Origin of the sequence: Puia dinghuensis, assembly GCF_014642875.1 — a bacterium.
GTDB classification, from domain to species: Bacteria; Bacteroidota; Bacteroidia; order Chitinophagales; family Chitinophagaceae; genus Puia; species Puia dinghuensis.
In genome coordinates this window covers 789,713-803,897 of record NZ_BMJC01000004.1, presented here as the reverse complement: position 1 = coordinate 803,897, position 14,185 = coordinate 789,713, and the positions used below count along the sequence as shown (strand labels likewise).

Here is a 14,185-nt window from a genome sequence, read left to right as displayed (position 1 = left end):
GACGATTGCAACAAGAAAACGCTTCATGTTTTTCATTTTAGGGTTTACAGGATTATTAAAAACGACCGAAAGCTGATATTAGTATTTTCCGTAAGTGTTAAGATGTAATAAAATATCTATGCTTCCCTTGAAAAGATACGATGGCACCAGCGGAAAAAATAACCATTTTTACGAAGAGGCCCCGGGAGGAAGACATTCATGATCTGAAAAGAAAATTCCCCCATGGAAATGAGGGAATGTGTTTATGGTTTAAGTACCGTCCTAAGACATTGTTGTGGGCCTTTGGGGCCAAGTCGCGGTGGTCCCGGGCCGCAGCGTGGGCGTTGCGGGCCAATTAGCTGCAGCCCATGCTATTGCCGCAGTTGAGGCATTTATAGCAGGTTCCGCTGCGGATGGTGATATGACCGCAGGTGTTGCAGGCCGGGGCATCGCTTTGCATGCTCCTGGCGGCCTGGTTGATGGCATCCAGGCCATTGTCGGCGCGGCCAACGGAAGCGGTGACCCTGGGTGCTTTTGCCGGCTGGGCGCCACCGGCGGGGGCATTACCGCTGGTGGGGGTATTACCGCCGGCTTTTGCTACGATGCGTACGTCGCTGAGTTCGGGTTTGTTACCGGCATCGGAGTTGCCGGGCAGGTCCCAGTCGTCGGCGCCGCTGTTGGCAACTTCCGGCCGGTCGATGACGTGTACGAGATCGGTGCGGTGCAGGTATTCGTAGGCCAGCGACCGGAAAATGAAGTCGACAATCGAGGTAGTGCTCTTGATATTGGGGTGGTCGACCATCCCGGATGGTTCGAACCGGGTGAATACAAATTTCTCTACAAATTCTTCCAGCGGTACGCCGTATTGGAGGCCGATGGAGATGGCAATGGCGAAGCAGTTGAGCATGCTGCGCATGGTAGCACCTTCCTTGGCCATGTCTATGAAGATCTCACCGACAGTGCCGTCGCTGTATTCGCCCGTCCGCAGGAAGATAGCCTGGCCGTTGATCTTTGCCTTCTGGGTAAAGCCACGGCGTTTGGCGGGCAGGGTGCGACGTTCGACGATGGTGGCCAGGGCCCTTTTCAGCTTTGTGTCGGGGGAGGCCTGGACCCTGCGCTGTACCTCTTCGAGGAGTTCTTGAACGGTGAGCTTGCCGAGGTCGACGATGGTGGATTCGGCGACAGGCTGGGGCGCCGCGGCCGCTTCCTGTGTAGCGGCTGTTCCCTTGTCGGCTTCGGTTTCCTTCTTTTTCCTGTCAGATTTTGTGCTAAGCGGCTGTGACAATTTGGAGCCGTCGCGATAGAGCGCGCAGGCTTTTAGCGCCAGTTTCCAGCTCAGCAGATAGGCGTCTGCGATCTCTTCTACCGTCGCCTCGTGGGGGAGGTTTATCGTTTTGGAGATAGCGCCACTGATGAAGGGTTGGGCGGCGGCCATCATGCGGATATGACCGTGGGCGTGGATATAACGCTGGCCTTTCTTACCGCATTTGTTGGCGCAGTCGAATACGGCCAAGTGCTCGTCTTTGAGGAAGGGGGCGCCTTCGACGGTCATTGTGCCACAGACATAGTTGTTGGCGGCTTCGATCTCTTCTTCGGAGAAACCGAGGGCTTCCAGCAGGCTCCATTCGAAGTTGTAGTATTGTGCGGGTTTAAAGCCGAGGCGCTGGAGACATTCTTCGCCAAGCGTATAGACGTTGAATACGAAGCCGATCTCGAAGGCGGAGCCGACGGCGGCGTCCAGCTTTTTTATCTCTTCGGCGATGAAGCCTTTTTCGCTGAGTGATTGGTGGTTGATGGCAGGGGCGCCGGCGAACGTTCCCGAACCGACGGCATATTTTACGATGGCGTCGATCTGTTTGTCGGTGTAATGGAGGTTCTTCAGGGCCGTCGGTACGGACTGGTTAATGATCTTGAAATAGCCGCCGCCGGAGAGTTTTTTAAACTTCACCAGGGCGAAGTCGGGTTCCACGCCGGTGGTGTCGCAGTCCATTACCAGGCCAATAGTACCGGTGGGCGCGATGACGGTGGACTGCGCATTGCGATAGCCATATTTCTCACCCAATTGTACGGCTTCGTCCCAGGCCTTTGTAGCGGCCTTCAGGAGATAGTCCGGGCAGTATTTTGCTTTCAGGCCCTGGGGTTTTGTCGCCAGGCCTTCGTATTCGTCGGCATCATACGCCGCGAGCCGGTGGTTGCGCATCACGCGAAGCATGCTTTCCCTGTTCTCTTCGTAGCGGGGGAAGGCGCCGAGCACTCCGGCCATTTCCGCCGATGTCTTGTAGGCGATGCCCGTCATGATCGCGGTGATGGCGCCGGCAATGCCGCGGGCCTCTTCGCTGTCATAAGGAATGCCCATTATCATCAGCATCGATCCCAGGTTGGCATAGCCGAGGCCCAGGGTGCGGTAGTCGTAAGACAACTGCGCTACTTCTTTCGATGGAAATTGCGCCATGAGCACGGATATCTCCAGGACGGTGGTCCAGAGGCGCGTTGAATATTCAAAGTCTTCTACATCGAAGGTATTCGTCTTTTCGTTGTAGAAGCGGCGGAGGTTGAAGGAGGCCAGGTTACAGGCGGTGTTGTCGAGGAACATGTACTCACTGCAAGGATTAGATGCCCGGATGGGGCCGCCTGCAGGGCAGGTGTGCCATTCGTTGATGGTCGTATCGTATTGTGTCCCCGGGTCTGCGCAGCGCCATGCGGCATAGGAGATCTGGTTCCAGACCTCGCGGGCGGGGATGCGTTTCATCACCCTCTTGTCGCTGCGGGCCGTCAGTTCCCAGTCCTCATCGTGCTCCAGTTTTTCGAAGAAGGAGTTGGGGATGCGGATGGAGTTGTTGGAATTCTGACCGGAAACAGTGCGGTAGGCTTCCCCTTCATAGTCGCTGGGATAGCCGGCGGCGATGAGGGCAGCCACTTTCTTTTCTTCTTCTACTTTCCAATTGATGAACTCCATCACTTCCGGGTGGTCGAGATCGAGGCAGACCATTTTTGCGGCCCTGCGGGTAGTGCCGCCAGACTTGATAGCACCTGCGGCGCGGTCGCCTATTTTCAGGAAGCTCATGAGTCCGCTGGAGGTTCCGCCGCCGGAAAGCTTTTCGCCTTCGCCACGGATGTAGGAGAAGTTGGTGCCTACGCCGGAACCATATTTAAAGATACGGGCTTCACGGACCCAGAGGTCCATGAGTCCGCCTTCGTTGACGAGATCGTCTTCCACGCTGAGGATGAAACAGGCGTGGGGTTGAGGTCTTTCATAGGCCGAGGTGGACCGTTTCAATTGGTCGTCGGCGGGGTCGACAAAGTAATGGCCCTGGGGTTTACCCGTGATGCCATAGCTTTCGTGGAGACCCGTGTTGAACCATTGGGGCGAGTTGGGGACGCAGGCCTGGTCGAGGATGCTGTACACCAGTTCTTCGTAGAATATCTGTGCATCTTTTTCGGATGCAAAATAGCCATACCGTTGGCCCCATACGCGCCAGCAGTTGGCCATGCGGTGTGCCACCTGTTTGACCGATGTCTCACGGCCGAGGGAGCCGTCCGGTTGCGGGACGCCTGCCTTGCGAAAATATTTCTGTGCGAGGATGTCGGTTGCAATCTGGGACCACTGGGCCGGTACCTCTACATTGTTCATCTCAAACACCACTTCCCCGGTGGGATTGCGAATGACCGAAGTCCGATAATCGTAGGTAAACTGATCGAAAACATTGGTATCTTCTCTGGTGAAGCGGCGGGAGAATTGCAAGCCCTTTACAGATTGCTTTTTTGTTGCCATGATCAGTCCTTTTTTTGCTGAAAAGATTTTATTAGGTAATTAGTTTTCGTAGCGGGTTCGGGAGTTAACGAAAGTAATTTTCCATTTCCATATTTCCACATTGTAATTTTCCACCTATGTGTAAAACAAATGTGTATATTTTTTTGTTCGCGCCAGGCGGGGCTATGACGGCTTGATGACCATGTCGTTGAGTTCGGGGTGCCGCTTCACATAAGAAAGAACGAAGGGGCAGTAGACCTTTACTTTCAGGTGGTGAGTACGGGCGTAATCAAAGGCGGCAACGACCAGGGCAGATGCGATGCCGCGGCCACCCAACTGGTCGGGGACCTCGGTGTGCATGAGCACGAGGATGCCGTCGTGAAAGCGATATTCGAGAAAGGCCAGTTCTCCGTCGATGTGTAGTTGAAATTGCTGTTGTTGTTCGTTGTTGATGATGTTAAAGGATTCCATTCGGATAACTTGCTTTTGAGATGCCAAATATGTGTTATTTTCGTTGAATAATCAGGGTTTTTACGAATGAATACATCCGTAATGATCCCTATGCAATTTCGTCGAATAGCCCCTTAAAAGCCAGAAACTTTTTGCATTTTTGTACCACCAACGGCACTAAGCGAATGAAACAACATATCTATGAATCTTTGTTGGCTAAGAAAAGAAAGGGGCAACGATCTTTTGCCGTGCTGATCGATCCCGACAAGGTGGATGCCCAGAAAATTGATGAATTGACGGGTCTGGCGGTCAGTGCCGGGGTAGATTATTTGTTTGTCGGGGGTAGTCTGGTCATTTCCAACCATCTCGATGAGGTGGTACAGCATATCCGCAGAAATTGTTCCATCCCTGTCATCCTTTTTCCCGGTACGCCGTCGCAGGTATCCCGGTATGCGGACGGCCTTCTTTATTTATCCCTGATCTCGGGTCGTAACCCAGAACTGCTTATAGGGCAACATGTTATTTCCGCGCCGGCGGTCCGCAAGAGCGGATTGGAGATTATTTCCACCGGCTATATGGTGATCGATGGCGGGGCGCCGACGACCGTCTCCTACATCAGCAATGCGACGCCTATTCCGGCGGACAAGAATGAGATTGCGCTTTGTACCGCCATGGCCGGGGAGATGCTCGGGATGAAGCAGATCTACATGGACGCGGGCAGCGGCGCGCGGCATCCCATCCGGGAGGAGATGATCGCCTGTGTCGCCTCGAATATCGAGATCCCCCTTGTTGTCGGCGGCGGGATCCGCGATGCGGAGAAGGCCTATCGCAACTGCAAGGCTGGGGCCGATGTCATCGTTGTCGGAAATGCCATCGAGAAGGATGTTTCCCTCATAAAAGAGATAGCGGCGGCTATCCATAGTGTTCCCGTTCGCCAGGGCTGAGGGGCCTGCCGGGGGGTGTCGGGGCCAAACCGGGGCTGCTAAAGGGCCGGATGGGGTCGCTGCAAGGGCCGGAGACCCCTAAAATTTACATAAATTTTACTAGTAAATCCGCTTTTACTTTGTAAATTTGCCATCTTTATCATTGGAAAAAGATTAAACAACAATCTCATCTTCATTGAAATGAAAAAAAACTCACCCATATCACGCATCCTTGTGATATTGCACGCCTTCAATAAGCGTGGGTTTTTTGCTGCGCCGTTGTGCACAGTTTTTTCCATTCGCCCGATTTCCGGGGCTTATTACGGGCGTCCCACGCCCATAGGGGTACGACGTTGATACTATCTACCACCACCCTGCCGACATCCGTCGTAACGACGATATTTTTCCGTCCAGTCGTTTTACCTTTTCAATTTTTGTATTTGGGGAGTTTTCATCCTTACAAACATGGAACAACAACAATTTAAGATAATAATAGCCGACCAATCCCACCAGGATTTTGCGCGGATCATTTGTGACGAAATGGAGTCTTCTGCGAAGGCCCGGGGCACCGGTATTGCCAAACGCAGCCCGGAGTACATCCAGGAGAAGATGCGAGAGGGCAAGGCCGTTATCGCCTTTACCGAAGATGGGATATGGGCGGGTTTCTGTTATATCGAGACCTGGAGCCATGGGGAATATGTCGCCAATTCGGGGCTTATCGTTTCCCCGCCGTTCAGGAAGAGCGGGCTGGCCAAGATGATAAAGAAAAAGATCTTCGGACTGAGCCGGACGATGTATCCCGAGGCCAAGATATTCGGGCTGACGACCGGGCTGGCGGTGATGAAGATCAATTCCGAACTGGGGTATGAGCCGGTGACCTATTCCGAGCTGACCCAGGACGAAAATTTCTGGGCCGGCTGCAAGAGCTGTGTCAACTACGAGATCCTGATGAGCAAGGAGCGTAAGAACTGTATGTGCACGGCGATGCTTTATGACCCCAAGGATCACTACGAGCCTGAGGAGACCACGCAGGATTTCAAGAAGCATTCCAAGTTATACGAGCGATTCATGCGCATCAAGCAGTGGAAACTGCTGGCGCCCTTCCTGAAGCATCATGTCGAGGACAATGGCGTCCCTGTGAGCAAGGAGGGCAATGGCGGCGGGCAGCGCAAATCCCTGTTCCACCGGTTTCATATGTTCTTTAATTTCTAAAAATTCTATTTATCAGCCATGAGCAATAAAGTCGTCTTAGCCTATAGCGGCGGATTGGACACAACCTATTGTGCCGTTTACCTAAGCAAGGTGAAGCATCTCGAAATACATGCCCTTACCGTCAATACCGGTGGGTTTAGCAAGGAGGAGATCGACCAGATAGCCGCGCGGGCGAAAAGTCTTGGAGTAGCTTCTTTTGAGTGCGTGGATGTCACCAAAGAATATTACGAGAGCTGTATCAAATATTTAATTTTCGGGAACGTGCTGAAAAATGCTACGTATCCGCTTAGCGTCAGTGCAGAAAGGATGGTACAGGCAATAGCGGTGGCTAATCATGTGAAGAAAACAGGCGCCTCCTTTGTGGCGCATGGCAGTACGGGTGCGGGTAATGACCAGGTGCGATTTGACATGGTGTTCCAGAGCATGCTTCCGGGTGTTGAGATTCTCACCCCTATCCGGGATATGCGGCTCAGCCGGGAGGAAGAGATCGCTTTTCTGGCAGAGTACGGAGTGAAGATAAATGCGGAGAAGGCAAAATACAGCATCAATAAGGGGTTGTGGGGAACTTCGGTCGGTGGAAAGGAGACCCTGACGTCTAAGGATTATCTGCCGGAAGATGCCTGGCCGACGCCGATGACCGAGACGGGTGTCCGTCAATTAGTGCTGGAATTCGAGAAAGGGGAATTGAGGGCTGTGGATGGGAAGCGTTTCGCCAACCCGGTGGAGGCTATCCAGCATCTGCAGGCCATCGCCCAGCCTTTTGGCGTAGGCCGGGACATCCATGTCGGCGATACGATCATTGGGATAAAAGGGAGGGTCGGTTTCGAAGCCGCCGCCCCGGTGATCATCATCAAGGCCCATCATTTGCTGGAGAAACATACGCTGACCAAGTGGCAATTATACTGGAAAGATCAGCTTAGCAGCTGGTATGGCAACTGGCTTCATGAGGGTCAGATGCTGGACCCGACGATGCGGAACATCGAGAAATTCCTGGAAGATTCGCAGGAGACGGTCAGTGGAAAGGTTTTTGTTACTCTTCAACCCTACCGGTATACGATCACGGGTATCGAGAGCGCCCATGATCTTATGAGTAGCAAATTCGGGAGTTACGGGGAGATGAACAAGGGTTGGAGCGGGGATGATGTGAAGGGGTTTGCCAAGATCTTCGGTAACCAGACCTCTATTTTTCACAAGGTGAACGAGCCTGCTAAATGAGCCCGGTAGTCTCCGCCTTGCAGCCGCTGAAGCACTATGTGTGGGGGGCGGGTTGTGATGGGTGGAATCTGGTGGACCGGCCCGAGCTGTCGGTGAAGCAGGAGCGGATGCCACCGCATACTGCGGAGACGGAGCACTATCATCGGCATGCGCGGCAATTCTTTTTCATTTTACAGGGTATGGCTGTCTTTGAAACTTCCGAGGGGCGCGTCGAGGTTGGACCGCAGCAGGGTTTTGAGATCGCCCCGGGGTTGACACACCGGATCAAGAACGAGTCGGAGGCTGACCTGGTGTTTGTTTTGTGTTCGCAGCCTTCGACGATAAACGATAGAATAGAAATATGAGACGAGTAAGAGCAGGCATAATTGGCGGCGCCGGGTACACCGGTGGGGAGATGATCAGGTTGCTGATCAATCATCCGGCCGTGGACATATCGTTTATTCACAGCAAGAGCAATGCGGGCAAGCCCGTTACTGTCGTCCATGAGGACCTTGCCGGAGATACGGAGCTGACCTTCAACGATGAATGGCATAGTGAGGTGGATGTGGTCTTTCTTTGTGTCGGTCATGGCGAGGCGAAGAAGTTTATGGAGGAGCATGGGGGCAGCTTTGACGGGGTGCTGGTCATCGATCTATCGCAGGATTTCCGATTGGGTGCACCGGGTTGGGTCTATGGGCTGCCCGAGCTGAACCGGGAGGAGATCCGATCGGCACAGGCCGTTGCGAACCCGGGTTGTTTTGCCACCGCCATCCAGCTGGGTTTGTTGCCGCTGGCGAAGGCCGGGCTTTTGGGCGATGTATATTCCACGGGCATCACCGGCAGCACCGGGGCAGGACAGAGTTTGTCGACGACGAGTCATTTTTCGTGGCGGGCCAACAATATCCAGGCGTACAAGACGCTGAGCCATCAACATCTGAAGGAGATAGGTCAGTCGCTGCGGCAATTGCAGGCTTCCGGTGAGCCGGCCGTGCATTTTACGCCATGGCGGGGGGACTTTACCCGCGGCATTTTTATCAGCAGCCAGCTGCGGGTGGATCGTTCGCCGGAAGAAGTGCTTGGGCTTTTTGAGAATTTTTACAAGGGTCATCCTTTTACAATAGTCAGCCGTAACCCTATTTCGCTGAAACAAGTCGTCAACACCAACAAATGCCTGATCCAGCTGGAGCAGGTAGGTTCGCAACTGGTGGTGCATTCGGCGCTTGATAACCTGCTGAAAGGCGCCTCCGGGCAGGCGGTTCAGAATATGAACCTGCTGTTCGGGCTGGATGAGACGGCGGGGCTGCGGCTGAAAGCAAATGCATTTTAACCCGACCCGAGCGCCCTGGCGCCCGGGTCTTAACAAAAAGTATATGAAGTTATTCGACGTTTACCCTATCAATGACATTACCATCGTAAAGGCGAAGGGTTCTTACGTTTGGGACCAGGAAGGGCAGCAATACCTCGATCTATATGGCGGCCATGCCGTTATTTCGATAGGGCATACGCATCCGCACTATGTACAACGCATAACAGAGCAACTGAATAAAGTAGGATTCTACTCCAATTCGATACGCATTCCGCTGCAGGAGCAACTGGCGGATAAGCTGGGGAAGGTGTCCGGCAGGCCCGACTATCAGCTTTTCCTCTGTAATTCCGGGGCGGAAGCCAATGAGAATGCGTTGAAGCTGGCTTCTTTCCACACCGGCAGGAAAAAGGTGGTGGCCTTCCGCAAATCCTTTCATGGCCGTACTTCGCTGGCCGTTGCCGTAACGGATAACCCTGCCATCGTTGCGCCGGTGAATCAAACGGAGAATGTGATCTTTTTGCCTTTTAACGACGATGCTGCATTGGAGGAGTGCTTTGCGAAACAAGGGAACGAGATCGCAGCGGTGATCATCGAGGGCATCCAGGGCGTCGGCGGGATCAATGTAGCAGAGGCCGGTTTTCTGCAGGCGATCAGCCGGCTTTGTAAACAATACGGATCGGTGTTTGTCGCCGACAGTGTACAATGCGGCTATGGCCGGAGCGGAAAGTTCTTTTCGCATGACTTTGCCGGGGTAGATGCCGATATCTATAGCATGGCCAAGGGGATGGGAAATGGCTTCCCGGTGGCGGGGATCATCATCGCGCCGGAATTGCACGCCAAACACGGGATGCTGGGCACTACGTTTGGTGGCAACCATCTTGCCTGCGCTGCTGCGCTTGCCGTACTGGAAGTCATCGAGCAGGAGAATCTTATCGCCAATGCCGCGGAAACGGGTAAATACCTCATGGATGAGCTGAAGAAGATCCCGCAGTTGCAGCGGGTGAGGGGCAAGGGATTGATGATCGGTTTCGATGTGCCCGAGGAATTGAAAGATCTGCGGAAGAACCTGCTCTGGAACCAGCGGGTCTTTACCGGAGAGGCGAAACCCAATACCATCCGACTGCTGCCTTCACTGGCCCTTCGGAAGAAGGATGCCGATGAATTCCTGGAGGCTATCCGGGAGGAGATTCACACCATGGCAAGCGTTGTTGTAAAATAAAACTATCATGAAAAATTTTGTTTCCGCCGCCGATGTCGCTGACATTGACAGCCTGGTACAGTCGGCCCTGGCCTATAAGGCAGACCCGTTGAAAGACAAGTTACTTGGCGCCAACAAGCGTGTCGGGATGCTCTTTCTGAACCCCAGTATGCGGACCAGACTGTCGACGCAGATCGCGGCGCAGAACCTCGGGGCGGAAGCCATTGTTTTCAACGTCGACAAAGAAGGCTGGGCGCTGGAATTCGAGGAAGAGGCTATCATGAGCGGCAATACCGTGGAGCACGTAAAGGATGCGGCTCCTATCATGGGAAAATATTTCGATATCCTGTGTATCCGCACTTTCCCTTCGCTGCAGAATAAGGAGGATGATTACAGTGAGCTTTATATCAATCAGTTTATTAAATACTCCGGTATTCCGGTGGTGAGCCTGGAGAGCGCTACGCTGCATCCCCTGCAAAGTCTGACGGACATCATCACTATGACGGAGGTTCTTGGGAAGACCGCCCGGAAGCCAAAGGTCGTGCTGTCCTGGGCGCCGCATGTAAAGGCATTGCCGCAGTGTGTGGCGAACAGTTTTTCGCAGTGGGTGAATGCCTGGGGCAAGGCCGACTTTGTTATAACGCATCCTGAGGATTACGAATTGGATACAAAGTTTACGCGGGGTGCGACGATTACGCATACCCAGGATGAGGCGTTGAAGGATGCAGATTTTGTCTATGTCAAGAACTGGAGCACGTACACGGATTACGGCAAGATCTATAACAATGACCCGGAGTGGATGCTCACCAATGAGAAGATGAAGGCGACGAACAATGCGAAGGTGATGCACTGTCTTCCCGTGCGGCGGAATGTGGAGCTGAGCGACGAGATACTGGACGGGGCGTCGAGCATCGTCACGCAGGAGGCGTCGAACCGGGTGTGGGCCGCGCAGGCTGTGCTGGCTGATCTGCTGCGGGGGAAAAAATAAGGACATGGAGTTATCGATCATAAAGATAGGCGGGAATATCATCGACGACGAGGCGAAGCTGTCTGCTTTCCTCGATGCGTTTGCCGCCGTACCCGATAAGAAAATACTGGTACATGGCGGCGGCAAGCTGGCCACCAAGGTGGCCGAGGGGCTTGGCATCCGGCAACAGCTGGTAGATGGCCGCCGGATCACCGATGCAGAGACCTTACGGGTGGTGACCATGGTCTACGCCGGGACGATCAATAAGAACATCGTGGCGCAATTGCAGGCGAGGGGATGCTCCGCTGTAGGGCTCACGGGCGCCGACGGGAATGCTATTTTGTCGCACCGCCGGGTACATGCCAGCATCGACTATGGTTTTGTCGGGGATGTCGACCAGGTGAATACTCCTTTTCTTACCAGCCTGTTGCAGCAGGACAATACGCTTGTCTTTGCCCCCATCACACATGACGGGAAGGGGCAGTTGCTGAATACCAATGCGGACACCATCGCCCAGGAACTTGCCAGGGCGCTGAGCACGAGCTTTGAAGTGAATCTTGTCTATTCGTTTGAGAAAAGCGGCGTCCTGCTCGACGCCGAAGATGACCGATCAGTGATTGGCCTCCTGCGGCCTTCGGAATATGAGGACCTGAAGGCCAGGAAGGTGATCTTTGCCGGGATGATCCCGAAATTAGATAATGCCTTTGCGGCACTTCGCAGTGGGGTAAGCAGGGTGATCATCGGCCGCGCGGAAGAGCTACCTTTATTGCTTGCCGGGAAGGCGGGAACAACCATCCAACATGAGTAAATCATCTATCCATAGCCTGGAAGCCGAAGCCATCGAATTGTTGAAGCGGCTTATCGCCGTACCTTCTTTTAGTAAAGAGGAGGACCGGACGGCTGAACTGATCGTCGATTTTCTCGAGTCGAAGGGAGTTGCAGCCAGCCGGTTACAAAACAACATCTGGGCGAAGAACAAGCATTTTGACGCCTCGAAGCCCACTATCCTGCTGAACTCCCATCATGACACGGTGAAGCCGAATAAGGCGTATACGCTTGATCCTTTTACACCGCTGATCCAGGCCGGGAAGCTATATGGGCTTGGGAGCAATGATGCTGGTGGCTGCCTTGTCTCGCTGATCGCGACCTTTCTTTATTTCTACGAGGAGAAGGGATTGGCTTATAATTTAATATTAGCGGCTTCCGCCGAAGAGGAGATATCGGGGCACAACGGTATCGAGCTGCTGCTGCCTTCGCTTGGACCCATCGAATGGGGAATCGTTGGGGAGCCGACGCAGCTGCAGCTGGCCGTCGCGGAGAAAGGTTTGCTGGTGCTGGACTGTGTAAGTCATGGTAAGGCAGGGCATGCGGCCAGGGAGGAAGGCGACAATGCTATCTATAAGGCCCTGAAGGACATCGAATGGTTTCGCAGCTTCCGGGCGCCAAAGGTATCCGATCTGTTGGGGCCAGTGAAGATGAGCGTCACCGTCATCGACACGGACAACAAGGCGCATAATGTCGTCCCCTCCCAGTGTCATTTTGTGGTAGATGTGCGCGTCAATGAATGCTACACCTTCGAAGAGCTGCTTGGCATTATCCGCGAGAACGTGGCCTGTGAAGTAACCCCCCGAAGCCTGCGGATGCGGTCGTCGGGTATCCCGCTGCAACATCCTATAGTACAGTCGGGACTGCGACTGGGGCGAACCTGTTATGGGAGCCCCACTACTTCGGATAAGGCGTTGATGCCTTTTCCCGCCTTGAAGACGGGACCGGGGGATTCGGCGCGCAGTCATACGGCGGATGAGTATATTTACATCGCGGAGATAGGTGAGGGGATCAATGGATATATCGAGTTGTTAAAACCAGTGATACTATGAGCGGAAACAAACTTTGGAGTAAGGCGAATACCAGCACCTCGCAATTGATCGAGGCCTTTACCGTTGGCCGGGACAAGGATTTCGATGTCCTGCTGGCGGAATATGATGTATTGGGCTCGCTGGCCCATACGGAGATGCTGGCGGCGGTGGGTTTGCTTTCGCGCGAAGATCTGGTGCTTGTACAAGAAGGGTTGAAGACAATTCTCGACGAGATTCGGGCAGGGGCCTTTAGCATAGACAAAGATGTCGAAGATGTGCACTCACAAATAGAACTGCTACTTACCAAGCGCATCGGGGAAGCGGGCAAGAAGATACACAGCGGCCGGAGCAGGAATGACCAGGTAGCCGTAGATATAAAACTGTATTTACGGGCGCAGGTGCTGGCGTTGAAAGAGGAGGTTTCTCAGCTGTTCGACCTGCTCATCGACCTGAGTGACAGGTTTCGCGATAAATTGCTGCCCGGGTATACGCATTTGCAGATAGCCATGCCTTCTTCCTTCGGCCTCTGGTTTGGCGCTTATGCGGAGAGTCTTGTCGACGACCTGGAGGTGTTGGCAGCCGCTTACCAGGTGGCGAACAAGAACCCGCTTGGCAGCGGGGCAGGTTATGGCTCTTCTTTTCCACTGGACCGGGAGATGACGACGAAGCTGCTGCATTTCGGGGGGATGAATGTCAACTCCGTTTATGCGCAGATGAGCCGGGGGAAGACGGAGAAGATCGTGGCGATGGGGCTGGCTTCGGTGGCTGCGACGCTTAGCAAGCTGGCGATGGACTGTTGTCTGTATATCAACCAGAACTTCGGGTTTATTTCGTTTCCACCCGAGCTGACCACTGGCAGCAGCATCATGCCGCATAAGAAGAACCCGGATGTGTTCGAGCTGATCCGTGGCAAGTGCAACCGGATACAATCCACGCCCAATGAGCTGACCCTGCTGATCAATAACCTGCCTTCGGGTTATCACCGGGACCTGCAGCTGACCAAGGAGATATTATTCCCGGCCATTGAAGAGGGAAAGGCCTGTCTGCAGATGACCCGGCTGATGCTGTCGCATATCGAGATAAAGGACGGTATCCTGGAAGATGAGAAATATAAATATCTCTTCAGTGTGGAAGCAGTGAATGAGCTGGTGAACCAGGGAATTCCTTTCCGGGAAGCGTATAAGCAGGTGGGTAACCAGATAGATGCCGGTACCTTTTCTTTCGATTATAAGAAGGGGCTGCACCACACACATACCGGAAGCATCGGCAATTTGGGGAATGAACAGATTGTTAAGGAAATGAGTATTGTTCTGACCAAATTTGCATAATTGCCGGTTATTTCGCACCTT

The 14,185-nt window shown here is 53.6% G+C and carries 12 protein-coding genes; 10 read left to right on the top strand and 2 right to left on the bottom strand.

Annotation, left to right across the window (positions count from 1 at the left end):
• Positions 1-334: 334 nt before the first annotated feature.
• On the bottom strand, positions 335-3,751 hold the full coding sequence (locus IEY39_RS21330; protein ID WP_188935434.1) for a vitamin B12-dependent ribonucleotide reductase: 3,417 nt from the start codon (positions 3,749-3,751) through the stop codon (positions 335-337).
• Positions 3,752-3,913: 162 nt separating this feature from the next.
• Positions 3,914-4,201: a GNAT family N-acetyltransferase gene (locus tag IEY39_RS21325; RefSeq protein ID WP_188935433.1), complete on the bottom strand. Its 288-nt coding sequence runs from the start codon at positions 4,199-4,201 to the stop codon at positions 3,914-3,916.
• A 164-nt stretch (positions 4,202-4,365) separates the two neighbouring features.
• Here IEY39_RS21325 and IEY39_RS21320 point away from each other — a divergent pair, with 164 nt between their 5' ends.
• The 10 genes from IEY39_RS21320 (at position 4,366) to argH (ending at position 14,164) form a co-directional block, all read left to right on the top strand.
• Complete coding sequence (locus IEY39_RS21320) at positions 4,366-5,124, top strand: phosphoglycerol geranylgeranyltransferase (RefSeq protein ID WP_188935431.1); 759 nt, start codon at positions 4,366-4,368, stop codon at positions 5,122-5,124.
• 444 nt (positions 5,125-5,568) lie between these two features.
• Positions 5,569-6,315, top strand: a complete 747-nt coding sequence (locus IEY39_RS21315; protein ID WP_188935429.1) for a GNAT family N-acetyltransferase — start codon at positions 5,569-5,571, stop codon at positions 6,313-6,315.
• Positions 6,316-6,333: 18 nt separating this feature from the next.
• A complete protein-coding gene (locus IEY39_RS21310) occupies positions 6,334-7,530 on the top strand; it encodes an argininosuccinate synthase (protein WP_188935427.1) in 1,197 nt (398 codons plus the stop codon).
• Positions 7,527-7,874: a cupin domain-containing protein gene (locus IEY39_RS21305; RefSeq protein WP_188935425.1), complete on the top strand. Its 348-nt coding sequence runs from the start codon at positions 7,527-7,529 to the stop codon at positions 7,872-7,874. Before IEY39_RS21310 ends, IEY39_RS21305 begins: the two co-directional genes overlap by 4 nt.
• On the top strand, positions 7,871-8,836 hold the full coding sequence (argC, locus tag IEY39_RS21300; protein ID WP_188935423.1) for an N-acetyl-gamma-glutamyl-phosphate reductase: 966 nt from the start codon (positions 7,871-7,873) through the stop codon (positions 8,834-8,836). The genes IEY39_RS21305 and argC overlap by 4 nt, the downstream gene beginning before the upstream one ends.
• Positions 8,837-8,879: 43 nt before the next feature.
• The gene (locus IEY39_RS21295; protein WP_188935422.1) at positions 8,880-10,034 is read left to right on the top strand and encodes an aspartate aminotransferase family protein; all 1,155 of its coding nucleotides are present in this window, start codon (positions 8,880-8,882) and stop codon (positions 10,032-10,034) included.
• A gap of 7 nt (positions 10,035-10,041) precedes the next feature.
• Positions 10,042-11,001: an N-acetylornithine carbamoyltransferase gene (locus IEY39_RS21290; RefSeq protein WP_188935420.1), complete on the top strand. Its 960-nt coding sequence runs from the start codon at positions 10,042-10,044 to the stop codon at positions 10,999-11,001.
• Between the two features lie 4 nt (positions 11,002-11,005).
• The gene (gene argB, locus IEY39_RS21285; protein ID WP_188935418.1) at positions 11,006-11,788 is read left to right on the top strand and encodes an acetylglutamate kinase; all 783 of its coding nucleotides are present in this window, start codon (positions 11,006-11,008) and stop codon (positions 11,786-11,788) included.
• On the top strand, positions 11,781-12,857 hold the full coding sequence (locus IEY39_RS21280) for a M20 family metallo-hydrolase (protein ID WP_188935417.1): 1,077 nt from the start codon (positions 11,781-11,783) through the stop codon (positions 12,855-12,857). The genes argB and IEY39_RS21280 overlap by 8 nt, the downstream gene beginning before the upstream one ends.
• Positions 12,854-14,164, top strand: a complete 1,311-nt coding sequence (gene argH, locus IEY39_RS21275; protein ID WP_188935415.1) for an argininosuccinate lyase — start codon at positions 12,854-12,856, stop codon at positions 14,162-14,164. Before IEY39_RS21280 ends, argH begins: the two co-directional genes overlap by 4 nt.
• Positions 14,165-14,185 lie beyond the last annotated feature (21 nt).